Below are 24,933 nucleotides of genomic sequence, written 5' to 3'. Positions count from 1 at the left end.
TAAATGCGCTCATATTGGGTTAACGGATGTCAAAAAATCTTGCACGTTGCTAACTTGGGCAAGACTGAGCAATTGGGTGGGTAGATGACGAAATTCGACGGGTTGGTGCGGGGTTAGTTTGCGTAATTCAATTAATAAAGCCAAGCCTGCACTGTCCGCATACGTAATTTTTTCTAATTCAATAGTCTGTGGGAATTGGCTTTGTTTAGCTTGTGCAATACAGTCTGTTAATAAAGCGGGAACTGTGTTAAAAGTCAGCTCGCCTGTAAACCGCCATAAGGTAGGGTTTTCAATCAATAATTGACTCATGATAGATGTCTGCGATAGGGGAAAATAAGTAACGGCTTTAGTCGGATATCTCCATAGAGGAGCAACTAAAGCCGTTAATCTAATAATTGTGTCTTAAATAACTTAGGAATTGGGTTTATTTTCTTGATTGCGACTTGCAATCTTATCAATCAACTTATCAATGCCAATGGTATTAATATCTGTCTCAAATTCAGAACGATAATTCGTTACCAAACTAACCCCTTCAGCACTAACGTTATAGACTTTCCACTCGTTGTTATAAATGAACATGTCATAATCTAAAGAAACAGGTGCTTTACCGCCATAATTAACCTTTGTACGAATGGTTAATCGTTTTGCTTCATCTTCTGCACGCACAGGTAAATAATTAACATCGACAGAAGTAGCTGCTGCTTCTATTAAAGCCGCAGAATAAGTACGCACTAGTAAAGCGCGAAACTCGCTCGTAAAGCGTTTTTGTTGCGCTTCACTCATATTCTGCCAGTTTTTACCCAATACCAATCGAGACATTCTCTCAAAGTCAAAAATGGGTAAAACAATTTCATTCACCAAGGGATAAACCGCCGCAGGATTAGACTTTAACGTGTCTTTATTCGCTTTTAACGCGGTGAGCATTTTTTCAGTGGTTTGTTGGACAAGGGTTTGTGCATCACTGGTTGCATCCGCCCAGACAACGGCTTGAGGTGCGAAAGCTAAAGAAAAAAATAAACTTGCAAAGGCTAGTAACTTTTTCATGCGTTATATCCTATAAAGTAAAATGTTGTTGCATACGATAGGGATAAATGAGCTATTTATCAAGCAAGCATAAGACTTTATAATTGATAATTAAGCTGTTTTTATCCTCACGATATTATCAAGCTACGTGCATGACGTTGTGCTAAAGCAACATATTGTTGAGCTGAATACGCTAAATACTCTAATTCCTCATCACTCAACGGACGAATTTTCTGCACAGGGCGACCATGCCATAAATATTTACCCGTTAGCACCTTATTCGGTGGCACTAAACTACCAGCACCTAACAAGGTATAAGGCTCTAAAATCGCATCATCCATCACAATAGACCCCATACCAATCAAACTAAAATCGCCAATTGTACAAGCATGAAGTATCACTTGATGTCCAACAGTTACCGACTCCCCAATTGTCAACGCACGACCACCCACGGAATAACGTCCATCATGGGTTACATGTAAAATTGTGCCATCTTGCACATTACTGCTTGCACCTATCCTAATTGCTTGCACATCCCCCCGTGCGACCACCATCGGAAATAATGATGCATATTCCCCAACAGTAACTCGTCCAATCACCACGGCTAAAGGGTCAATATACGCAGTAGATGCAATCTGAGGGCTTTCATTTTCAAAGGAACGTATAGGCATAACATGCTTTCCTTAATAAATTGAATAATAAAATATTCATTAGAATACTAACAAAAACGCAACATTCTTATACAAAAATATCAGCTATAATAAGCCGTTTCCTCATTTCCTGATTTCTTCCCATTGCTGACAGTAGGTTGACACCTTTTCATGTTCAAACCACTTCCCCTTTTTATCGGCTTTCGTTACACCCGTGCTAAACGTCGTAACCACTTTATTTCTTTTATCTCACTCACTTCCATGTTAGGTATTGCCCTTGGCGTTACCGCATTGATTACCGTTTTATCTGTGATGAACGGGTTTGAAAAAGAACTCCGCGAGCGAATGCTTGGCATGGCGGCACACGTTGTGGTTACCACTTTTGATACAGGCTGGAACGAATGGCGCGAATGGCGCGACAAACTTAAAACCTACCCGCATATCACAGGTGTAGCCCCCTTTATTCAAGGACAAGGGATGATTACCTACAATCGCGCCGTTTATGGCACGTATTTTCAGGGGATAGACCCTAGCATTGAACCTGAAATTTCCCAAGTCACTGACAAAATGCAAGAAGGCAGTTTAAGCGCGTTAAAAGCGGGGGAATTTGGCGTTGTCATTGGGCGAGAATTACAAAAATCTTTACAAGCCAAAATTGGTGACAAAATCACCCTTGTTGTACCAGAAACCACCGTTACCCCTGTGGGGGTTTTACCCCGTATGAAGCGGCTTACGCTTGTTGGCGTGTTTGAAGTGGGAATGCACGAATACGACAGTGCGTATATTTTAATGCACATCGACGATGCAGCGAAATTAATGCGCATTCCTGATGGCGAAGTACACGGTTTAAATGTGAAATTAGACGATTTATTTTTAGCAAAAAGTGTGAGTTACGACCTACGTGAAAAACTACCTTTTGGGGTAAGTGCGTATGATTGGACATACCGTCATGCAAACTTTTTCAAAGCCATTCAAATGGAAAAGCGCGTTATGTTCGTGATTCTCGCATTAATTGTCGCTGTTGCCGCGTTCAATATCGTCTCAACACTCGTAATGGTTGTAACGGATAAACAAGCAGACATTGCAATTTTACGCACTTTAGGTGCAACGCCACTGACAATTATGGCAATTTTTATCGTACAAGGCACATTAATTGGTATTTTTGGCACATTACTGGGGCTTGCAGGCGGTATTAGTCTTGCGCTTAATGTAGAAACCATCGTGCCTTTTATAGAACACACGTTTAATGTCCAATTCCTCCCCGGTGATGTTTACTACATCAGTGATTTACCCTCAGACCTACAATGGTTTGATGTCTATAGAATTACAGGCATGTCCTTACTGATTAGCCTACTAGCAACCCTTTATCCCGCTTGGCGAGCATCCCGCACCCAACCTGCGGAGGCATTACGCTATGAATAACACACCCTCTACAGACGCAGTTTTACTATGCAACAACCTCTCTAAAAGTTTTAAAGAAGCGGGTTTATTCGTAGATGTCTTAAAACGAGTCAGTTTGCAAATTAATAAAGGTGAACAAGTTGCTATTGTTGGCACATCAGGCTCAGGCAAAAGCACTTTATTGCATTTATTAGGCGGGCTAGATAATCCTAGCGAGGGAGAAGTCTGGGTAGCAGGGCAACAAATCAACTTATTAAGCCCCGCAAAACGGGGAAAATGGCGCAACAAATACCTAGGTTTTGTCTATCAATTCCACCATTTACTCCCCGAATTCACCGCCGTAGAAAACGTATCCATGCCCTTATTAATTCGAGGCTTATCGGTTAAAGAGGCGATGGAAAAAGCAGGCTATTTACTCAACGAAGTTGGTTTAGGACACCGTTTAAAACACAAACCCTCAGAGCTATCAGGCGGAGAACGTCAACGCACGGCGATTGCCCGCGCGTTAGTTACCGAACCACATTGTATTTTAGCGGATGAACCAACCGGTAATTTAGACAAACGCACGGCTGACCATGTTTACGAAAAAATGCTAATGCTAAACAAAACAATCGGCACAAGCTTAGTATTAGTTACACATGATGCAACCTTAGCCGCAAAAATGGACAGAACCCTACATTTAACCGATGGGGAATTGATGACGGAATAAATATAAAAATTATTGGAATTAAAAATTCTGCGCCAGACGGTGGATAAGATGAGCAACGGATAACACTGCTTAACATGGTGGTATCCGTTTAATAAATTTTTTTAAAAGAGACTTTTAGAAAATAGCGTGGTTTTTTAAAAATTGTCTTCAATCAATTGGATTTCTTCGGCGGTTAAACCATAGCGCACGTAAACCAGTTGGTCAATGATTTTATCCGTTTGTTCAATCTCGTGTTTGAGTGCTAAAGCTTAAAGATTAGACAAGCGGTTAAAAAAGACCGTTGCAGACAGCCATAAGATGCGGTCATTCGTTGGGTTGTGTCAACGTGCAGTTTGGATGCCTTGAAGACAGACAGCCGTAAAGTTGTCAGGATTGCCTTTGGAAGGCGAGATGCTGAGGCAAGCATTATGAGACCCACTCCCAATAGTGTATTGGCAGGGAAGGAGACGAAACTGAGTGATTTAACAATATCTTAAGACAGCATGTTGGTCGTTTAGTGAGGAAAACCTTATCTTTCATCAAGAAAATAGAAAATTACACTGGGCTATCATCTATTTCATTAATGATGACAATAAATCACGGCTTCTTTAGCACTACTGACTTTATTATTGTGCTACTTCTATTTGAGTCCATACGCCTTAAAAACGATAATTTTATTACGAACTATGTTTTCCGAACATTTTCAGAATATCCAAATTCCCCTTTTTCTTAACGACAAGTTCAGATTTGTGATTGAATGTACTGTTAGGCACATCTGGTTCTAAATGATTACGAAAAGCGTCAGCCATCGCGTGTAACGAAAAGGTATCCAGTAAATAAGGATTAAACTCTCTCATCTTAGTTTCCCTCATGATTTTAGCCATCACTGAAGGTGAACGGACATGCTTCATCGACCATTCTTCAAAAGAACGGCTACCGATTTCTCTGAATTCTAAAACTTGAACATTTGTGTGCCTGTCATCAGCAACAATATGCCTAAATAAAAGATTTATATTAATTCGAGACCCTTCTAAAAATTGTAAAAAATAATTATTCCCCAAAAACAATGCGCCCGTAATATTCAATTGAGCATTATTTTGAATAGCTTTTTCTAAAATAAAACCTATTTCAGGTGAAGAGCATTTTGCCGTTGCAGTACTGGCATACGACAGACATGATAAATTATGTTCGGACATTTTATTCAATCCTATAGTTAATATAAAATTAAGCTAATTTAATGGGTTATATCATACATAACCCCAGATAAAGAGAAATTCTGTTCTGAGATAAGAAACATCAAGAGCGTTTCTTAAATATGTCGAAAATACCAAATCCCACCGCTTTTTTTGGATTAGCGACATTTTCAGTGATGCTTTCAGGAATACTGTAGCTACGAAAAACATCAGCCATCGCATTCAACGTGTAACTATCTAGTAAGTAAGGATTAAATTGTTTTAATCCCGTTTCCTTCAAAATTTTAGCAATCACACTCGCTGCGGGCACATATTTCATTGACCACTCATCAAAATAGCGGTAACTCACTTCTTTAAATTCCAACAACTGCACATCCGTATGTCGAACATCTAAAGCAATTTTTCGATAGAGCAAATTAATATTTGCACGTTCTCCTTCTAAACATTGTAAAAAATAACCATCACCAAAAAACAAGACCCCTGTAACATCTAGGTTAGGATTATTTTTACGGCAGGGCATCAAAATATTGCCTATTTCAAGTGGTGAATACCGTTCAGTTGCTGTGCTTGCATAATACAAGCGTGAAAGATTCATCTCAGACATAATGCTCCCCATATACAATTGAGGTAAATCAAAATAAGTTCTTCGCCGTCTGTTATCACTATTTAATCGAAAGGGACACTGCGAAAACATCACTAACGATAAGGATAATATCTCTGCATCGGCTCGTTTTTGTTGGAAAGAACTTTTAGTTGCTCCTGCACTTGAACAAGATTGCCGCTCAACTCTTTCACCTGTTCTTGTACTGTTCCTACTGACGTTACCAGTTCTTTTTGAAACGGTGTATTAGTTGCCATAACCGTATTCAAGTCATTTGTCATCGTCTTTACTCGCCCATTAACAGCAATAGATTGCTCATAAAGATTTTTAGTGTGTTCTGTAAATTGAAAAATCATAAACAGCATCATAGCGGTAAGCACGAGGAAACCCACTATTCCTAAACGGCTTATCCACTGCATTCGTAATTCTGAACGAGCCGTTAGCATGTCGCGCCGTTTTGTGGCTTCATTAAACTCACTCATTGCAATCCGATGTTCTCTAAAAATCTTTGTTAGCCCTTGAGTCAGCTCTTCATCTTGCGCTTGCGCTGACTGACTGGTAACAAATTGTTTTAGTTCATCTAATTCAGTTTTAAAATCCGACATTTTCTCGGAAACAGCCGTTAGCAATGCAATGGTGTCATAGACCTTTGCCGCCTGTCCGCAAGCAGGACATTTCACCAGTTTATCCGCATATTGAGCAGGAACTTCCTTGGAATGTTCACAATGTGGACATTTTAAGATGGCCATCTTAATCTCCTCAAAAATGTGGTTTTATTATGAATTGATAGTTTTTTATAATAATTTAGTTGTAGAACATTGCATTAATTACAACCATAACAGCAAAAGTGACACATAGATAAACCCGTTATTTAGCATATTTAGTGCCTGATTAAGCCATTTTCGAGCAGCGTATCAAGATATTTTTTCTCTATCCCCATGTATTACAGAAACGAGAACTTACCCCTCTACATTTTAAAAAAAACGCTCGCTCCAAAATGCTGTTTGGGAACAAGGAAAGAGAATTATTTTAATTGGTAATCCTTAAAGAATATAAGTTACAACGGTTTAGATAATTGGTTAGAAAACAAGACAGTTGTGCTTAGAATGTGGTGATATATGGTCATTCGTTGGGTCGCATCAACGCAAGGTTTGGATGCCTTGACAGATAGCCGTAAAGTTATCGGGATTGCCTTTGGAAACAGAGATGCTGAGGCGAGCATTATGAGACTCACTAATTCTGTTGGTTAATTTAACAACAGGTTAAGATAGCAAGTCAGTCATTTAGAGAGGAACTCCTTATCTTTCACCAAGAAGATAGAGAATCACACCAGAGCTACCTTATATTTTATGAGTGATTACAATAACTCATGGTTTATTTAGCACTATCCGTTTTTAAGAATACTTGGCAAACTTTAAAAATCTAGCTATCATTCAGACTCATTTGTTTACTTTTCCTCTTATCGCTAATGACTATCACTATAGCCGACAATTTTTGTCTTTATGCTCGCTCCGAGCAGGCAGTGTTACGTCCTTCTTCTCTGCTGGTTCTGTCTCTCCTGCTGCTGCCCTAGTTCAGGGCTAAATAGATAACACTCGCCCTTGTCGTTGGGGCAAACTTAATACGCGACAGTTTTCATCTTTTTATTTCAATCAAAACAATCATTCTATTTTTTGGAGCAGAACCATGAGCCAAGATAAACTCATTATTTTCGATACGACATTGCGCGATGGGGAGCAAAGCCCCGGTGCATCCATGACAAAAGAGGAAAAAGTACGGATTGCGAAAGCCTTAGAAAAATTACGGGTTGATGTGATTGAAGCGGGTTTTGCAATCGCAAGCGTTGGTGATTTTGAGGCAGTACGCGCCGTTGCACAGGTGGTGAAAGATTCTACGGTGTGTAGTTTAGCCCGTGCATTAGATGCCGATATAGACCGCGCTGCTGAAGCATTAAAAGGGGCAGTTTCTCCCCGTATTCATACGTTTATTTCAACGTCTGCGTTGCACATGGCGCATAAGCTCCAAATGTCGCCCGAAATGGTGTTGGAACAAGCGATTAGAGCCGTAAAGCGGGCGCGTCAATATACTGATAATGTAGAGTTTTCTCCTGAAGATGCGGCACGTTCCGATGTTGATTTTCTCTGTCGGGTAGTTGAGGCGGCAATTGAGGCGGGGGCTACAACGATTAATATTCCCGATACAGTGGGTTATAAAATTCCGCATTTGTTTGGGCAGTTAATTCGTACTGTGCGGGAACGTGTGCCTAATTCGGATAAGGCGATTTTTTCTGTGCATTGTCATAATGATTTAGGCTTAGCAGTGGCTAATTCGCTTTCTGCGGTGATGAATGGTGCGCGTCAGGTAGAGTGTACTATCAATGGCTTAGGTGAGCGGGCGGGTAATGCAGCCTTAGAAGAAGTGGTGATGGCAGTACGGACACGACAGGATATTTTCCCTTGTCAAACAACGATTGATACAACACAAATTCTTAATTGTTCTCGGTTAGTTTCGAATATTACGGGTTTTCCTGTGCAGCCGAATAAGGCTATCGTCGGTACGAATGCGTTTGCACATGAATCAGGTATTCATCAGGACGGGGTATTAAAAAACCGTGAAACTTACGAAATTATGCGGGCGGAAGATGTGGGTTGGACAACCAATCGTATGGTGTTGGGGAAACATTCGGGACGGAATGCGTTTAAAACCCATTTGAAACAGCTCAATATTGAGTTTAAGACAGAAGAAGAGTTGAATGCGGCATTTACCCGTTTTAAAGCACTCGCGGATAAAAAACACGAGATTTATGATGAGGATTTGCAGGCACTTATGACGGATGTTTCTACGGGTGAAAATGAGCGGATTAAGTTGGTGACAATGCGCGTCGTTTCCGAGATGGGGGAGATGCCTCAAGCACAGATTACCTTGAATATTGCAGGGGATGAGTTGACGTGTGAAGCCAAGGGTAGTGGCCCTGTGGATGCAACTTTCAAGGCAATCGAGCAGTTGGCAAATAGCCAAGTAAAATTGTTAGTCTATTCTGTGAGTAACGTGACTAATGGCACGGATGCGCAGGGTGAAGTAAGTGTGCGCTTGGAGAAAGAAGGGCGAATAGTGAATGGACAAGGGGCGGATACGGATATTTTAATCGCTTCTGCTAAAGCCTATCTCAACGCATTAAATCGGATACTTGCCCCTAGCGAGCGACAACATCCGCAAGCAACGGCATCAATTATCTAACACTATAATATTGTCTGAATCAGGGGTTATAAGCACAAGGGCTTTAATTAGCATGTGTTTAGATTCCTGATTCAGATAGTTTTTATCCCAATCCTGCGCCTATCATTGCTTTAAACATCTGTTCAAATATTTGATAGGGGTCTGCTTCTCCGCCCGCATTGATAAGAATCACGATGGTTATATCGGCATCAGGAATATAACGCATTTCTGTTAAAAATCCTGTATTTCGCCCGCTGTGTCCCCAGACGTGATAGCCTTCAAGAAAGAAGGATTCTAACCCTAAGCCATATTCTTCATCAACATCGCTATCTTCTACCAAGCTCGTCATTTCTTGCATCATTTCATGTGATAACAAGCGTTTTTTGGCTAATAGGGCTTGAATGAAGTGCATTAAATCTTCTGCGGAGGAAACTAATCCACCATCTGCAAAGCCATAGCCACTATCGACAGGGGGCGTGGTGACATTATCAATTTGTCCGTCGCCGTCCCAATCTTCATAACCTTGCACAAAATTAACTTTTTCCTGTATTTCTAAAAAAGTATTTTGTAAATGTAATGGGGTAGAAATAAACCGACGAATTAATTTAGCCAGTGGTTCGTCAGATATTTGGTTTAAAATCAGTTCTAATAATAAATAGTTAGTATTGGAGTAGTAAGAAACAGTACCAATTCTGTCTGTATAAGGGGGTAATGTGTAAACATATTCTAAAATTTCCTCAATCGTCCATTGTCGATAAGGGTCTTCTTGCATAATACTGACGAGTTTTTCGCTCTCTAAATAGTCAGGAATAGCACTGGTATGGTTTAGCAATTGGCGCAAGGTGATTTCTTCACTGTGCAACAAACGCCGACTTACTCTAGGCGGTAACCAGCGTCTAATCGGTTCATCTAATTGTAATAAACCTTGCTCTACAAATCTAAGAACAACCACAGCAACAAAGGTTTTTGTAACGCTTGCAACCCGAAATCGGTCGGTGATGCGCATAGGGATGCGTCGTTCTTTATCTGCTAATCCAATGGCTTCAATCCAATCGCCTTGTGGTGTTGAGACAGCAACAACTGCACCGGGAATTCCTTGTTTTTTAACTTCTTCTTTAAGAATCTGTCGTAATTGGCGCGTGATATTTTTATCTAACAGCATTGGTGCTGCCATCACACTGGGCAACAATAATAGTAAGATAATGCCAATACTGACTGAAAACCTTTTTAGTAACATGGAATGAACTCTTTTCTTGCTAAATATTGACGAGGACTGTCCATTGATAGATGGCGAGCGATTTAAATGAAAAGCAGTATAGGCAAGCATTTTTATTCCGATTGATGCCAATAAGAGAAAGGAAAAGAACGAATTATTATAAGGATTTTTAAATTTAAAAAGTCTTTTTATCAAAGAAAAAAATGGCATTGTCGAAATAATGATTGCTTGCAAATCACCACTTGATAAGTTATATAATTAACCCCATTATGAACAAGTTGTTATGTAATATTATTGAAACAATAAGCCGTAATTATAAAAATCACATAACGTATTTTCTTAAAATCAGGTAAAATTCAATCCTTAAGATGTTGGTAGTAGAAATTCACAAGTCCCGACTAGATAACGACACACTCAATTTTAAGGGGCTTAATATTATTCATTCAGGTTCGGTCATGCCCACAGAAATTATTAGCCATTTTTCGCAACTGGCACTTGCACCCGCTGTTCTTAAAGCTGTTGATGAAATCGGTTACGAAACCCCCTCACCGATTCAAGCAGAAAGTATCCCCCCGTTGCTCGCAGGTCGTGATTTGTTAGGTCAAGCCCAGACAGGTACAGGCAAAACGGCCGCCTTTGCCTTGCCTCTCTTGAGTCGTCTGAACCTTGAATTGAATACACCACAAGTTTTGGTGTTGACACCAACCCGCGAATTAGCTATCCAAGTCGCTGAGGCGATGCAAAAATACGCCCGCCACTTACCCGATTTTCATGTGTTACCTATCTATGGTGGGCAAGACATGGGGTCACAATTACGCCAATTAAAGCGTGGGGTGCATATCGTTGTTGGTACACCCGGTCGTATATTAGATCATTTGGGACGTGGAACACTTCGTTTAAACCAAATTGCTACCCTTGTGTTGGATGAAGCAGACGAAATGTTGCGTATGGGCTTTATTGATGATGTGGAAGAAATTCTTAACCACACACCTAAAGAACGTCAAGTTGCGCTGTTTTCTGCCACCATGCCAGATGCAATTCGTCAGGTTGCCCGTCGTCATTTAAAAGACCCCGTAGAAATCCGAATTCAAACAAAAACCGTAACGGTTTCTAGTATTTCTCAACGTTATTGGCAAGTATCTGGTGTACACAAACTGGATGCATTAACTCGGATTTTAGAAGTAGAAGAGTTTGATGCAATTATTATTTTTGTTCGCACTAAAACAGCAACCGTTGAATTAGCTGAAAAATTAGAAGCGCGTGGCTACGCTAGCTCTCCATTAAATGGAGATATGAATCAATCTTTACGTGAAAAAACTGTTGAACGTTTAAAAAATGGTGCGTTAGACATTGTAATTGCTACAGACGTTGCCGCTCGCGGTTTAAACGTTGAACGTATTACACATGTTATTAATTATGATATTCCGACTGACACAGAAGCCTATGTACATCGGATTGGGCGCACGGGACGTGCGGGACGTAAAGGCGAAGCCATTTTATTCGTTTCCCCTCGTGAACAACGCATGTTACGCGACATTGAACGGGCAACACGTCAACCTATCACACAGATGCAATTGCCCAGTCATGAAGACATTACTGATAAACGTATTAGTCAATTTAAACAATCTATTACTGATGCAATGGCTTCTGAAGATTTAAGTTTCTTCGAAAATATTATTAATGGCTATCAACAAGATCATGACACGGGCTTAAATGAAATTGCTGCCGCCCTTGCGTTTCTTGTACAACGAGAACGTCCATTACTCTTACCCAAAAAAGAAGAAAAACCTTTTAAAGAAGAAGCGAATGAAGAGGGTCGTAGAACCCGCAGCCCTCGCAACCGTAATGAACGAGAACAACGCCCTGAACGTGCAGAACGCTCAGAACGTGCGCCTGCTAAACCGCGCGCAGAACGCCCAGAAAGAGCCGAACGGACAGAAAGAGGTGATGCACCCAGTGGGGCTATGATGCGTTATCGCATTGAAGTTGGTCGGACACATGGTGCGCAACCTAAACATATTGTTGGCGCGATTGCTAACGAAGCAGGTTTAGACAGCAACAATATCGGACAAATCAAACTGTATGACACTTACAGCACAGTCGATTTGCCCGAAGGAATGCCAAAAGACGTATTTCAACATCTGCAAAAAGTTTGGGTATGTGGACAGCAATTACGTGTATCCGTAGACACAGACGGCGCAGCACCTGCCCCCGCGCCTAGCAGAGCAAGAAGCAGCGAACCTCGGACGACAAAACCGCGCGCTGATAAACCTCGCACAAGAACAACCAGCCTAACAAGTAGCACCGACAAACCCCGTAGCAAAACGGGTGGTGATACGTTAAGAATTAAGCGTACAAAGAAAGTAGATTAGTTTCGCTCAGAGATGTTTCAAGCCCTCGGTTAAAGAGGACTCGAAACATCTTTTTTTTTAATTAAAGACGGTCTGAATTTGCGTTTTCAGCCTTATCAAGGCAGTGATTTTTATCCTGCGCAAATCTGAAAATCTTAGGGTTGACTCTTTCTGTTTAATATTGCCAACAGATATATAGCAAACGAGCCATAAAGTGATTTAAATTTAGGATTAGCAGTCCTGACAGGACTGCTAATCCTTCGTATCGTTTCATAGTGCGTTTACTACAGGTTATTTTTTATCCTCTTTTTAGAATACGGTTACTATATAGTAAACGCACTATAAAAAATACAGAGGGTTAGCAGTCCTCACAGGACTGCTAATCCTAAATTTAAATCACTTTATGGCACGTTTACTATGTTTTAATATCACTGCTTCTTTTGCACTACCAAAGTTTTTAAGAAACATTCGAGTAGCGTGGGGCGTGTGACTTATTAGGCTCGTTGTGCTCTATCCAATGTGAGTGAAAGGCTAAAAACTTATTGCATAAAGGTGTCCTGTGGACTAAAAAGACGAATTTTCTATTTTCTCACAGATTTTATCGAGCATTTCATCGGAAAAGTCATTCCGATAGGTACGTAAAAAAATTTGTTTTTTTAATTCTACGCCTGTATAGCCTTGAGCTTGTAAGTTGCTCAGCATTAATTGTCTAGCAAAGTCAAACATTTCTAAACACATCATCATGCGTTCTTCGCCTGAGCGTTGCATGTAGAGTGCCTGAATTTTGGCTGCCATTTCGGGAGATGTGTCGTTCATGGGTGTATCCCTTTCAGTAGGTGCTGAATGCCTAAGTGTTGTGCCCAATCGTGTATATATGCCCAGTCTAGTGTAGGTACAGACGTAATTAGGTTGGCGATGTCTTTGAATTGCATTTCAGAACGTGAATCTTTGAGCCAATCTAGTTTAGAGAGTAGTAAATCTTCTGGACTGACTATCCAAAGAGAAAGATTATTAAAAGTAACGTGTTGTCTGCGTAAAAACTCTTGTTGGCGATAGTGATGATTTTTTCGCACAATACAGTCAATTTTAATCATGCTGTCTTGATGTAATATATTGAACAGGCTTTCGTGAGCAATGGCAGCGTGTGCCATGTCTTCATCAAAATAGTACGTCTCACCCAGTTGTTGCGCGAGTTTGATGACATCGTCATTTTGAATTTCTATCACTAAATCAATGTCGCGCGTCATACGTGGCTGTGCATAATAGCTTAGTGCGACTGAACCGCTGAGCATGTAGGCAATGTTTGCTTGTTCAAGGCATTGGGTGATGTGGGCAAGAACTTGATATTGGGAGTGCATGTTGAACTCAATAATTGTTGGGTTGATTTACACCAAACCCACTACAGCAGGAAATTCAGGGATTGCACCTGCAAAACGGGCTAGAAACTCTTGGGTCGTCAGTTGTTTTTTGTGCAGGGTTTCTACAGGTAAAATGATAATTTCTACCGAGTCATACTGTGTGAAACTTTCGGGAAGTTGAATTGTCACAAAGTTATGTTGGGTTGAATGAATTTGTCTTAGGGCTAACATTAGAGGTTTTCCATTGAAGTAGGTAACAATGAGGATTCATAGGCTTGATTTTAGCAGAAAAAAAGCCCCGCACGAGGCGAGGCTTAAGGATTTGGAAACGTAAAAATAACTTACTGATTTATCATATCTATCGATATGGAATTCACAACGACGATACCGTCTCTGTTCAGCGAAATGTAGGGTGTATAAGCATTACGATACACCCTACGCTTGCTAAATAGTTAATTTCCAGGGACAACTACCACAGCACTTGGAACATTACCATCGCTACGTAAAGTTACTCGACCGTAGTACATTTTATCACCCGCTTTAGCAGCAACCATCCAAGCACCACAGTAGGTTGGGTACGTAATACTGAAATCAAGCTCATCAGTGACTGAATGTTCAGGATATTCCCAAACACCTGCATTTTTAGTAAGTGTCACAGGATGCTTTTTGCGCTCGTCAAGTGTGACTACCTGAAGTTTTGTTGTAACCCCATCACCATAGATTAGCCTGAGTGGAAATAATTGAACTTCCTCAATATTTTCAGTTAGGTCTCTATCAAAGGGCCACCAACTAACATCTTCGTATATTGAGAGTCTGACTTTACCTACTTGGAAAGCGCAAGACTTTTCATTAAGTACTTTATCCACTTGTTCGATTTGTTGAGTGATAGGGTCAATCAATTTATGAGAGTCTAAAAACTTATTTAAGGGCGTTTTATCAAAGATGTAACTTAGCACATACAGTCCTTTGATACTTTCACTTAGACCATCCTGATCAGCCTGTTCCATCTTTACGGCTAATTCTCGCAAGGAAATAATAGCGTTAATTATATCTAACGTATTATCCGTTGTTTCTTCAAGTTTCAGGAGAAACTTCATGGTATTATCCATACCAATATGGAGAGCCATCATGTTGAGAACTAAGCTAACCGTCTCACTTTTGATATTACTGGGTGTAAAGTCACTGGGTAATAATGGACTTTTATCGAGTTCAATCAAAGCTTTTTCAAGATCATCCATGGGGAAATTCGCCCGCAAAGAACTGGAGGTCGATTTTAATTTGCGATTAAGAAAATCTGTTAAAGGATCGATATTGACTAATTTTCTGCTCTTTGCATCTAAACCTAAATCAGGAAAGTCCGCTGTTTGATAACTGTTATTCTTAATACCTTCATAAACAGTGATTCGTTCGTTTGAAAAAGCAGAAATATCCACAGGCGGCAAAGTCAAACTATCTTTATGAATTGTTGTAATTTCTTTTGGTAAAGAAGCCTCAAAGTTGTTTGCTACAGACTGCTCTGTATTGACCCAAAGCCACTGATTACCAAATGAAACAACAACCGCTTTATCTGTTTTCCCTTGTGACGTTTTAAAAATGTAATTGCGGAAAGAGGCAATTTCATAAGTGTCTTTTTGCTGCGGATAGCTATAAAGCCATTCATCCGCACCTGATTTGAGGGCAACATAATGAATAGGATTTGTGCTGAACAGCAGTGGTGATGGGACAGATAATGTCTTACTCGTCGATTGCACCTCGCTCAAATCATCATTAACATACCAAGCATAGCCTTCATTGTAGTCATTCTCAGGGTCAATATACTCAAATACCAGTTGATCCCCGTTTTGATAAGAAACAATGTTGCCATTGAAAGTAGATGCAACTGCGCCATCTGAAAGACGTTTGCTGATGATAATAGGACCTGCATAAGCATGATACTCATTTTCGGAGGACTCAAAGCGGGCAAAGTACATTTTGGGATAATTTGGAAATTTATCATTATCCACTGCATCAAAAGTTACTTCAAAGTCACCTTTGCTAACAGTTTTTCTTGCGCGTTCTGCACCGTAAGTTTCAAAACTGCCCACTTTCAAGTACATTGTACCGTTTTGTGAGAATGCTGAACCGTCTGTTTTCTTGACCGTAAAAATAACCGAGTTATTGACTAAATTGCCTGACAGCGTGAGGGGCGTTTCTGTCTTTTTATGGTCAAAACCAAAATTTACTTCACTTGTATTAAGTGAGTAACGGGGATCGCAGGGAGTGTTGGTTTGTTGTTTCCAATTGCTATCCTTACTAGTTAGAAAATCTGCTACGTTGGAGTTGGTTGTACAAAGATGATTGTTCGTTAGTCCTAATCCACTAATTGCTCCAACATTTACAATTCCATCAGGAATTGTTCCAGTCAACTGGTTATCGTTCAGCCATAACTCTGTTAGATTTGTGAGATTGCCAATAGAAGTAGGAATATTTCCAGTCAACTGGTTATTGCCCAGCGATAAACGTGTTAGCTTTGTGAGATTGCCAATATCGCTAGGAATACTTCCAGTCAACTGGTTATCGCTCAGCCATAACTCTGTTAGATTTGTGAGATTGCCAATAGAAGGAATACTTCCCTTCAACTGGTTATGGCCCAGCGATAACTCTGTTAGATTTGTGAGATTGCCAATAGAAGGAATATTTCCCTCCAACTTGTTATTGAACAGCGATAAACGTGTTAGATTTGTGAGATTGCCAATATCGCTGGGAATCTCTCCCTCCAACTGGTTCAAGTACAGCGATAAACTTGTTAGCTTTGTGAGATTGCTAATAGAAGGAATCTTTCCCTCCAACTTGTTATTGCCCAGTTCTAAACTTGTTAGATTTGTGAGATTGCCAATATCGCTAGGAATACTTCCAGTCAACTTGTTATCGCTCAGCCATAAACGTGTTAGATTTGTGAGATTGCCAATATCGCCAGGAATATTTCCCTCCAACTTGTTATTGAACAGCGATAAATATGTTAGATTTGTGAGCTTGCCAATATCGCTAGGAATACTTCCAGTCAACTGGTTATCGCTCAGCGATAAAGTTGTTAGATTTGTGAGATTGCCAATATCGCTGGGAATCTCTCCCTCCAACTGGTTCTTGCTCAGTTCTAAACTTGTTAAGCTTGTGAGCTTGCCAATATCGCTAGGAATACTTCCAGTTAACCCATTAGAATATAAATTCAAACTAGTCACTAAACCGTTTTGGCATATAACATTTTCCCAAGTACAGAAGTCTTTGTTTTGTCCTCCCCAGCCGTTTTTGCGTGTCCAGGTATTGGTATTGCCGCCCGTTGCATTAAAAAATTTCATCAATACCTCATATTGAGCGGCTACTAAAACAGCTTGAGCAGCTTGTTCTTCACAATCGGGCAGTTTAATGCCACTCTTTTCTTCTACAAAACTGCTCAATTTAGGAGTATCAACACATAATTTTGTACCTGCTATTTGAAGCGGTAAAACCCCATTAGAAAGTAATTTTGTAAGGTTTGTAATACTATTTGGCACAGAACCCGACAGTTTATCATTCCCACTCAGGTCAAGAAGAACTAAGTTACTTAATTGACTTATTTCACCTGGTAAAGTGCCACTTAATCCACTATTTGAGAGCTTAAGCTCTACAACACTTCCACCTCCACATGTTACACCAGTCCAACTACAAATTTCCTTGCCTTGTCCCCAGCCATAAGGATTATTTGACCAATTACGATATAATACCATTAACGCATCATATTCAGACTCAATAATCGTATTGCAAGTTTGAGATTCTTTACCCCAGTCATAACCCCGATTATAAAGTTCATTTAATGCCTCCAATACTTTAGCGTCTAAAGTCGAATAACAAATGTTATTTTGAGACAGATTTATTGTAGAGTTTTTTGTTATTAAATCTACGAAATCAGTTGGCAATGTTGTAATTTTATTGTTACTTACGTTAAATTCAACGAGATTTGCCATCCCTTTTACTTCTGCTGGAAGAGATGAAAAATTATCATAAGAAATATCAAGGTTCTTAAGATTTTCCAAACTGCCCATAGAACTAGGTAAAGCACCACCTAACTTATCGTTGTTTGATAAGTTAAGAGTAACCAAACGTGACAAATTCCCAATAGAACTAGGTAGTTCCTTTATCATATTATTATTTGGTAAATTCAACTCTATAACATTACCCTCATCATCACAAACAATGCCAGACCAATGACAAACATCTTTGTTGTTTTCGTAGTCTTTCCAGCCGTCTTGGTTGTTCCAACTGGTACCACCAGTTTCCGTATACAATTTAACTAATTCATCGTATTCACTAGTACTCACTGTTTTTTCGGGACAACTGACAAGTGATACACTCCAGCTTGATGGGCTTACAAGACCTTCAAGTGATGAATCACAATTAGGAGTAACCTCGACAGTTAACGTACTGTTACTACTAACGGAGTAACCTGTTGCTTGCTTCTCTTTTTTGCCGTCAACACAATCTGTGGTAAAAATTTGACCATCCAACTTAATTTCTATTTTATCCAATATAGTCTGCATGTCATAAGTAACGTAAAGCTTACCACTAGTCAATGGTAACTCTTCTACTGTATAAGAAGTTGGTTTGTTACTGGTTTCACCTTTTCGTAGTAACTCCGTGCACATATCAGGATTAAATGCTGCCATTGAGGTTGCAGGTAATCCCATAGAAAGTAACGTGAGTAAAAAAACTTGACAAATAAAAAATAAACTTCTCAGTCTATTTTTTGAGGCTTGAGGTTTTTGCGTCCTCTTCCTCGCCCATCGATACAGATTCATAATGAATCTCCTACTTAAATTGTGTTGTTAGAAAGATGAGCATATTAATTTCGACACTATTAAGTAAAGGCTTGTTTTTATACTTTAATACAGTTTTTGTACTAAAATTAGTTGGTTGTTATCACTTATAATTTTGCAGTATTTCATTTATCATAGTGTTACCTGTATTTTTTAGAGAGAAATATGCTTGTCATGAGTACCGAAAAAAACAAAATTAAAGCACTTTTTGATGCAAAAAAACGTGAGGGTAAATCTGGAGAATTTACCTACAAAACTGTGGCAGACAAAATGAATGAACAATTCAAACAAGCGGGGGTAAAAGAGAGTATTTCTGAACAACAACTCAAATACATTGTGAATGGACAAACTGACTTGGGTGTTGCCAAAGGACTGGCATTAGCTACAGTTTTGGGTTGTTCTTTTGTGGATTTTTTGCCTGATGAAATAAAAGAATTGGCAAGTTTTGAGACAGAATTAATATTCGATTCTCCAGAAGATGCGAATGATTATTTTCTGGAACACGAAAAAACAGGGCGTGTCATGATTTACTCACACTTTCCCAGTTATATTTACCTAGACCCTTTAGAAAATTTTCAACAGTGCAATGCGGGTGAAAAAGCCAATCACAAGCAACGAATCAAACAACTTAAATCAACCAGTACATTTACCACCGAATACTATGAAATTCAGGTAATTCTTAATTTCATTTTCTCACCTTTTTATTCAACTATTGATAAGCAGGGTAAGTTACTAATTATCAATAATTATCTAAAAATGTTTTCAGTAAAAAGTAGAAAAAATCAGCTCTATTTTTTCAGTTCAAACATGCAATATAGACGCTTTTCGAGTTATCACCTAAATCATATAAAACATACGATTACAATGACCACCCCTTTGGGGAATGATTGTTTTCTACAAATTAAAAACAAGAATTTTTTCGATAAAATCAGTCATTTTATTGAGCTGAGCAAAGATATTAACTTACTCAAACCTGAAGAATCGGTTCTCTTATTACAACGCATCAAGCAACTCTTAATTTCCCATGAAAAACTTGATTGTCAGGCAATTATCGACTTCTACGAAGCAAGCGACGAAAAGCTGCAAAGTATGATTTATGGCAATGTAAAACACCTACTCGAAAAATAACTCATGTGTGAGGACAGGTAAGCTTTTTCTTCGGCAATAACGCATTTAAGAGGGGTTCAACCACTGCCCATTCTGCATCAGTTAGGCTACTTGAGTAAGGACTCATTTTGTTCTGTTTTTTCCTCTTTTACATTTTATCTTAGACTTCAAATCAGTTCTATAAGGCTTAAGGTGGTTTTGTCCGCGTTAAGTTACTATTCTCAAATGCGGGAATACTCGCAATAATTTCTAAATCATTTTCACCGACGGCCTTATCATTCTTCTTCTCTAATACAATCCGTATGGCGTTTGGCAAGCCCTGAAAATCTTTTGCTGACCACTCGTCGAACCATTCTGTTTGGTCTTCATGTGCTGGGTCTGTGTATAAATATTCAAATCGAACGGCATAACCCGCAAAAACAGTAACTGCCTCCGCTTTCTCCAAGTTTTCTTCTGGATTTCCTGCAAAAACAGGTATAATCCGAATGTCTATTCCACCCTCTTTAGATTCGCTGGGCAATAATTGCCATGCGGACAAACCTGCTTGATGCGCTGGCGAAACTGTAGAAATCCATGTCAGCTTTTCACTCTCTCCTTCAAAATAAATATAACTTTTATTTTCTTTCTGATTAATATAAGTATGTGGAAAAGCACCATTCACTGCTCTTTCTAATTGTAATAAAATCAAAACTGCATCTAAACTATCATCTAAGGTATGTGTGGTGCGTTGCCAGTCTTGCATCACAATATACATACCACTGGCTAATGTTGTCATAATAGCCGCAGAAATAACCAGAGCGATTAAAATTTCTAACAGAGTAAAACCTGTTTGACGAACACGCGACATAATGAACTCTTATTGTGCAGAAGTTAATTTTTTCCAACGAATACCGCTGACTAATATCCCTTTTTTCTTATCTGTCCATTGATAAGGTTCTAGTCCTAACATAATTTTTTGCGTTTGGCGTTTTGGCGGTTCAAGTACATCCTCTGTTTCCAATTCCATATTATCCACCTGCTCGGCAGGTAGTTTTGGATATTCAGGTTTTTCTAGCACTTGGGCAACATTTAAAGCAGAACGTAACAGAATAACTTCGTTAATATTCGCTTGTGCTTTAAACGCTAATTGTTTGCTACTGCCTAAAAGGCTTAATAAACTGCCTAATGCTATTGCTACAATTGCCATGGCAATAATGGCTTCTAAGAGAGTAAACCCTTGTTGTGTACGCATAATAAATAACCTACAGTGCTAAACTAACGATTCATCATAACGGAAACAACCCTTAGGGTTAATTAATTTTAGGAAACCTAACAATACCTACTGAGACATTATCATGCGTTATTTTTTCATCTGCTTAATCATTTGGGGGTGTTCTATGTCAACAGTACAGGCGTTACAAATTAAACTAGAGAGTACATTGGCAAATCCCCTATTACTAACCGAACAAAAACAAACTACTTATTTACGCGTTGCTGTTACAGGTTTTCGCTTACAAAAAGAAAATACGAGCCCTGTTAATGTTGCCCTCGTTATTGACAAATCAGGCTCAATGCAAGGGCAAAAAATCCAACAAGCCAAAGCCGCCGCTAAAATCGCTGTTGAACGCTTACGTAAAGACGATATTATTTCTATCGTAAGCTATGACCATCAGGTTGATGTGCTGTTACCAGCAACCAAAGCCACAGATAAACAAATGATTTACGCCGCTATTGATAAAATTGTAGCCGATGGCAACACCGCGCTGTATGACGGCGTGCAAAAGGGAGCGGATGAACTGCGTAAATTTCTCACCCGTAACCAAATCAACCGCCTTGTACTGGTATCTGACGGACTTGCCAATGTAGGCCCTGACACCCCTCAAGCATTGGGTGAATTGGGTGCAAAACTCAGTCAAGCAGGCATCAGTGTAACAACCATTGGATTAGGATTGGGCTATAACGAAGATTTAATGACCCAACTCGCCAAACAAAGCGAAGGTAGCCACAGTTTTGTAGAAAATGCGACCGATTTAACGCGGATTTTTGACCATGAATTTGGCGATTTACTCTCTGTCGTTGCTCAAGAAGTTATCATTACTATTCAATGTGCTGAAGGTGTGCGCCCTGTCAAAATATTAGGCCGCGAAGCCAACATTAACGGGCAACAAATCCATATTCCACTCAACCAACTCTATAGCGAACAAGAGAAATACGTTCTTTTAGAAATAGAAATATCGCCCCCCGCTGCTGACCAACTGCTAACGGTTGCGACAGTCACCGTTGACTACCGCAACATGAGTACCAACACCCTAGACCAACTCACTAGCCAAATCAATGCGCGCTTTACCAATAATCGCCAACAAGTAAAAGACCAAACAAATGCGGCTGTAATGGCTAACGTGGTCGAACAATTAGCGATAGAAAAAAATAAACGCGCTGTTACCCTACGTGATGAAGGCAAAGTAGATGAAGCCAAAGAATTACTACTAGAAAATGCCCAACAGCTTGAACAAGGTGCATCTCAATACAATGCGCCCAGTTTAAGCATCATGAAAGAAAAGAACGAACAAGATGCGGACAATTTGGACGAAAAAAACTGGAACAAACAGCGTAAATTGATGCGTGAAGAACAATACAAACGCAGTACCCAACAAAAATATTAAAAAGCGATACGGATAACACAGTTCTAAGCGATGTTATCCGTTTTAAAACAAACAATTTATTATCGCATAAATACTATAAACCCGAGATAACACCAAGAATGACCACCATCCGCGAACAAATCATTCAACGTATTTTAACGCAATTAGAAACCATCAGCACCGCGAACGGCTATGAAAATACAATTGGTTTAGGTAATGTCTATCGTCAAGAAGCGGTGATTAAACAAGCTAATCCACCCGCTGCCGCTGTGTGGGAATTGGAAGAAGAACGTAAACGCAATGCTTATGGTGGTACAGTTCGCGTGTTAAAAGTTCGCATAGAAGCTATTGTTAGCGCGCCCGTTGATAAACATCCCGCGATGGTTAGCAATGCGTTACTTGGAGATATTGAAAAAGCCCTGATTATTGCGGATGTCTCTTTAGATATATTAATTGATGATATTCAAGATGTGGCTGCGGAAATTGCCCATTTTCCGCAAAATAAAGGACTTGCTGGTGCTGCCATTGATTTTGAAATTAAATATACAACCGAATGGGGCGACCCCTATTCACAAGGTTATTCTTCGTAAAATATAGCTAAATCAGCATGATAACTGTTTTTAAAATTAACAATAAAGAAATAGTTATTTAAAAATAAATGGTTAGCTAAATTGGCACGAATACCACTGCCTGAAGCAGTAGTATAGCTAACGCACTTTAAAATGATTATTGTAGGGTGGAATAGGCGCAAGCCGTATTCCACAACAGTGCAAGCTTTCTGTATAAACTCAGCTATTTTTGGCGTTTTATGGTGGAATACGCTACGCTATTCCACCCTACATTAAGCTGCTTTTTAAGTTGCGTTAGCTATATCCGCCATCTTTCATCCTGCTAAAAACAAAAATCTACATTAGGCAACATCATCCTGCTACTAAAATTTCACCTTTGCCTATGGTTGCTAAATCGCCTGCAAAGCGTTGTACAGGTGCGGAAAATAACGTGGACGGAATACGACAATTCGGGTATTGCAATGATTTTCCTAATAACCGTAAGAACAATAATTCATGTTTACCACAATCGTTGAACGTTGCAGGTAAATGCGCAGGCGGGCGAGATAAAACCACCGTTCCCCGTTGCATTCCATACCCTAAATAACGACCCGCTTGCCCAAACACAGCAATCGTGCCTGCAATCATGCGAGAGGCACAATAATCCCCTGCATCGCCCTCAATCACAATAATCCCCCGCCGTAATTGGTCGCCTACACGGTGTCCTGCATTGCCTGTGACTATTACCCGCCCCCCCCGCATTCCTTGCCGTTCACTCGCGCGCGCAGCACCCAGAAAATCGCCTGCATTACCCTGAATAAATATCTCTCCGCCTCTCATTCCTGCTGCGGCATAAACATCCGTATTTCCAAAGACTTTTATTGTGCCTTGACGCATATCACGCCCTAAGTACGCACCAACAGACCCCTGAATTTCAATCGTACCACCCGTTAATCCTGCACCAATGTGGTCTAATTTATTACAATCAGCATTAAAAATAATCTGTTGTGCATCATCACCCACGACATCAAAAACCGCATCGACACGTAAAAGACGATTCCCATAAGGCAATTCTAATGCGTTGATGTCACTCAGACTTTTATCTTGTAACGTGCTAGGAGTTAATGCAGATAAATCAAGCCGTTGTTGTAGGCTGGTTTTTAAAGTAAAGGTTAATGGATTCATTGCATAATCTCCCGCAAGTGGAAATGATAAGGGCCTAATTTACCACCATAATTTCCCGCACTGATGCGTAACACACCATTTGCCTTACCTAAATCGCATACGGCTTGTATGCCTGCACGGGTAGCATTACTGATTGCAGCATCCGTTAGACCATCAATCACGATTTCTAACACGGAGCCAACCGCGCTATCTAGTTCACTTTTTACTTGTCCTTTGAGCGTCGGGCAAAATGCCTGATTGCTGGATGCAATTAAGCCTTTGTATTTAGAGCCGACTTTAGAGCCAGAGCGCACAACGCCTCCCGGAAAAGGCATAATCACGCCTTCAACCTTGCGCATTGCCTCAATCGCGTGTTCACTCGCTGTAAGGGCTTGTACAGGACTAGCCGCGAGAATTAGAAAGTTCCCCCCTCCGATAGCAGGTGCAATACCTGTGGTTTCTTCGCAGAGAAATTCGCCTTCCATCACGGGAATGCGCCAATAGCGTTTACCACCGATAACTTTGGAGATTTGCCAGCCATCACCAAAATAACGCAGGTTTTTTCCTAATGGCGCGCGTTTATCCGTGTAAATCCCTGCAAAACAGGCAGTGCTAGGACACGTTAAAATACATTGTCCAACCCGATTTTGAATTTGTTTAATCAGTTTGTCGGATGACATGGTAAACAGCAGAATCGACACACCAACACGCCCATCAGGGGTTTCGTCCGCGCTCAATTCGCACTCGATACCAGCTTCACATCCGCAAGCAATCACCGAAGTTGCAAAGCCTGTCATTGCTTGGGCGGCGGTGTAAGCCCATTTGAGGTTATGCGCTGTTACGATTAAGCGGGTAGCTTTCATGGGAAAAGCCTCCGCAAAAGTTTCATCTATTTGTACGCCATTAATTTCCATTCACGTTCCTTTAGTGTTTTTTATTTAACGCACTACCTAGTTTTAGCTATCCC

At 40.1% G+C, this 24,933-nt stretch carries 24 protein-coding genes; 8 read left to right on the top strand and 16 right to left on the bottom strand.

The genetic code is table 11. The features are described from left to right. Positions 1-9: 9 nt before the first annotated feature. The 3 genes from AL038_RS10855 to AL038_RS10845 form a co-directional block, all read right to left on the bottom strand. On the bottom strand, positions 10-309 hold the full coding sequence (locus AL038_RS10855; RefSeq protein ID WP_062152717.1) for an STAS domain-containing protein: 300 nt from the start codon (positions 307-309) through the stop codon (positions 10-12). A gap of 102 nt (positions 310-411) precedes the next feature. Further along, a complete protein-coding gene (locus AL038_RS10850) occupies positions 412-1,044 on the bottom strand; it encodes an MlaC/ttg2D family ABC transporter substrate-binding protein (protein ID WP_062152715.1) in 633 nt (210 codons plus the stop codon). A gap of 107 nt (positions 1,045-1,151) precedes the next feature. Next, positions 1,152-1,694: a gamma carbonic anhydrase family protein gene (locus AL038_RS10845; protein WP_062152713.1), complete on the bottom strand. Its 543-nt coding sequence runs from the start codon at positions 1,692-1,694 to the stop codon at positions 1,152-1,154. A 150-nt stretch (positions 1,695-1,844) separates the two neighbouring features. Here AL038_RS10845 and AL038_RS10840 point away from each other — a divergent pair, with 150 nt between their 5' ends. After that, positions 1,845-3,095 (top strand): lipoprotein-releasing ABC transporter permease subunit, encoded by a 1,251-nt coding sequence (locus AL038_RS10840; RefSeq protein ID WP_062152711.1) that lies wholly within the window; start codon positions 1,845-1,847, stop codon positions 3,093-3,095. Then, entirely contained in the window at positions 3,088-3,783 is a 696-nt protein-coding gene (lolD, locus tag AL038_RS10835) for a lipoprotein-releasing ABC transporter ATP-binding protein LolD (RefSeq protein ID WP_062152708.1), read from the top strand. The genes AL038_RS10840 and lolD overlap by 8 nt, the downstream gene beginning before the upstream one ends. A gap of 656 nt (positions 3,784-4,439) precedes the next feature. Here lolD and AL038_RS10830 read toward each other — a convergent pair. The 3 genes from AL038_RS10830 to AL038_RS18185 all read right to left on the bottom strand — a co-directional run bounded on the left by AL038_RS10830 (position 4,440) and on the right by AL038_RS18185 (position 6,305). After that, positions 4,440-4,958: a BLUF domain-containing protein gene (locus tag AL038_RS10830; protein ID WP_062152706.1), complete on the bottom strand. Its 519-nt coding sequence runs from the start codon at positions 4,956-4,958 to the stop codon at positions 4,440-4,442. Between the two features lie 100 nt (positions 4,959-5,058). Continuing rightward, on the bottom strand, positions 5,059-5,559 hold the full coding sequence (locus AL038_RS10825; RefSeq protein WP_062152704.1) for a BLUF domain-containing protein: 501 nt from the start codon (positions 5,557-5,559) through the stop codon (positions 5,059-5,061). Positions 5,560-5,651: 92 nt separating this feature from the next. Beyond that, entirely contained in the window at positions 5,652-6,305 is a 654-nt protein-coding gene (locus AL038_RS18185) for an FmdB family zinc ribbon protein (protein ID WP_062152702.1), read from the bottom strand. A gap of 369 nt (positions 6,306-6,674) precedes the next feature. Here AL038_RS18185 and AL038_RS18805 point away from each other — a divergent pair, with 369 nt between their 5' ends. Both AL038_RS18805 and AL038_RS10820 read left to right on the top strand, forming a co-directional pair. Next, the gene (locus AL038_RS18805) at positions 6,675-6,806 is read left to right on the top strand and encodes a hypothetical protein (RefSeq protein WP_272898023.1); all 132 of its coding nucleotides are present in this window, start codon (positions 6,675-6,677) and stop codon (positions 6,804-6,806) included. A 436-nt stretch (positions 6,807-7,242) separates the two neighbouring features. Beyond that, a complete protein-coding gene (locus AL038_RS10820; RefSeq protein ID WP_062152701.1) occupies positions 7,243-8,793 on the top strand; it encodes a 2-isopropylmalate synthase in 1,551 nt (516 codons plus the stop codon). A gap of 82 nt (positions 8,794-8,875) precedes the next feature. On the opposite strand, the gene AL038_RS10815 is transcribed toward AL038_RS10820, so the two are convergent. Continuing rightward, complete coding sequence (locus tag AL038_RS10815) at positions 8,876-10,009, bottom strand: serine hydrolase domain-containing protein (RefSeq protein ID WP_062152699.1); 1,134 nt, start codon at positions 10,007-10,009, stop codon at positions 8,876-8,878. Between the two features lie 434 nt (positions 10,010-10,443). On the opposite strand from AL038_RS10815, the gene AL038_RS10810 reads away from it, so the two are divergent. Then, positions 10,444-12,360 carry a DEAD/DEAH box helicase gene (locus AL038_RS10810; protein WP_062155476.1) on the top strand — a complete coding sequence of 639 codons (1,917 nt, stop codon included), beginning with the start codon at positions 10,444-10,446 and terminating at the stop codon, positions 12,358-12,360. 543 nt (positions 12,361-12,903) lie between these two features. On the opposite strand, the gene AL038_RS10805 is transcribed toward AL038_RS10810, so the two are convergent. The 4 genes from AL038_RS10805 to AL038_RS10790 all read right to left on the bottom strand — a co-directional run bounded on the left by AL038_RS10805 (position 12,904) and on the right by AL038_RS10790 (position 18,397). Then, entirely contained in the window at positions 12,904-13,155 is a 252-nt protein-coding gene (locus AL038_RS10805) for a hypothetical protein (protein ID WP_062152697.1), read from the bottom strand. Continuing rightward, complete coding sequence (locus AL038_RS10800; protein WP_062152695.1) at positions 13,152-13,697, bottom strand: nucleotidyl transferase AbiEii/AbiGii toxin family protein; 546 nt, start codon at positions 13,695-13,697, stop codon at positions 13,152-13,154. The genes AL038_RS10805 and AL038_RS10800 overlap by 4 nt, the downstream gene beginning before the upstream one ends. Positions 13,698-13,724: 27 nt before the next feature. After that, entirely contained in the window at positions 13,725-13,928 is a 204-nt protein-coding gene (locus AL038_RS10795) for a hypothetical protein (RefSeq protein WP_062152693.1), read from the bottom strand. 221 nt (positions 13,929-14,149) lie between these two features. Further along, positions 14,150-18,397: a leucine-rich repeat domain-containing protein gene (locus tag AL038_RS10790; protein WP_161575459.1), complete on the bottom strand. Its 4,248-nt coding sequence runs from the start codon at positions 18,395-18,397 to the stop codon at positions 14,150-14,152. 303 nt (positions 18,398-18,700) lie between these two features. Between AL038_RS10790 and AL038_RS10785 the strand changes: the two genes are divergently transcribed. Then, a complete protein-coding gene (locus AL038_RS10785; protein WP_145917093.1) occupies positions 18,701-19,654 on the top strand; it encodes a hypothetical protein in 954 nt (317 codons plus the stop codon). Position 19,655: 1 nt separating this feature from the next. Here AL038_RS10785 and AL038_RS18950 read toward each other — a convergent pair whose 3' ends face one another. From AL038_RS18950 to AL038_RS10770, 3 genes are read right to left on the bottom strand one after another with little or no spacing between them, the layout of a single operon-like run. Further along, positions 19,656-19,760, bottom strand: coding sequence for a transposase (locus AL038_RS18950; protein ID WP_414635090.1), 105 nt, complete (start codon positions 19,758-19,760; stop codon positions 19,656-19,658). A 60-nt stretch (positions 19,761-19,820) separates the two neighbouring features. Beyond that, positions 19,821-20,480 (bottom strand): PulJ/GspJ family protein, encoded by a 660-nt coding sequence (locus AL038_RS10775; RefSeq protein WP_062152687.1) that lies wholly within the window; start codon positions 20,478-20,480, stop codon positions 19,821-19,823. A 9-nt stretch (positions 20,481-20,489) separates the two neighbouring features. Next, entirely contained in the window at positions 20,490-20,864 is a 375-nt protein-coding gene (locus tag AL038_RS10770) for a prepilin-type N-terminal cleavage/methylation domain-containing protein (protein WP_062152685.1), read from the bottom strand. 145 nt (positions 20,865-21,009) lie between these two features. On the opposite strand from AL038_RS10770, the gene AL038_RS10765 reads away from it, so the two are divergent. Both AL038_RS10765 and AL038_RS10760 read left to right on the top strand, forming a co-directional pair. Continuing rightward, entirely contained in the window at positions 21,010-22,275 is a 1,266-nt protein-coding gene (locus AL038_RS10765; protein ID WP_236839374.1) for a vWA domain-containing protein, read from the top strand. Positions 22,276-22,373: 98 nt separating this feature from the next. Then, positions 22,374-22,844, top strand: coding sequence for a hypothetical protein (locus AL038_RS10760; protein ID WP_062152681.1), 471 nt, complete (start codon positions 22,374-22,376; stop codon positions 22,842-22,844). Between the two features lie 330 nt (positions 22,845-23,174). Here the strand turns inward: AL038_RS10760 and AL038_RS10755 are convergent, their stop codons facing one another. Further along, positions 23,175-23,987, bottom strand: a complete 813-nt coding sequence (locus AL038_RS10755) for a formylmethanofuran dehydrogenase subunit C (protein ID WP_062152679.1) — start codon at positions 23,985-23,987, stop codon at positions 23,175-23,177. Beyond that, complete coding sequence (gene fhcD / locus AL038_RS10750; RefSeq protein ID WP_062152677.1) at positions 23,984-24,880, bottom strand: formylmethanofuran--tetrahydromethanopterin N-formyltransferase; 897 nt, start codon at positions 24,878-24,880, stop codon at positions 23,984-23,986. The genes AL038_RS10755 and fhcD overlap by 4 nt, the downstream gene beginning before the upstream one ends. Positions 24,881-24,933: the final 53 nt, after the last annotated feature.

It is taken from the genome of Beggiatoa leptomitoformis (assembly GCF_001305575.3).
GTDB classification, from domain to species: domain Bacteria; phylum Pseudomonadota; class Gammaproteobacteria; order Beggiatoales; family Beggiatoaceae; genus Beggiatoa; species Beggiatoa leptomitoformis.
The sequence above is the reverse complement of the archived record's forward strand: the minus strand, read 5'-3'. Positions and strand labels throughout refer to the sequence as shown.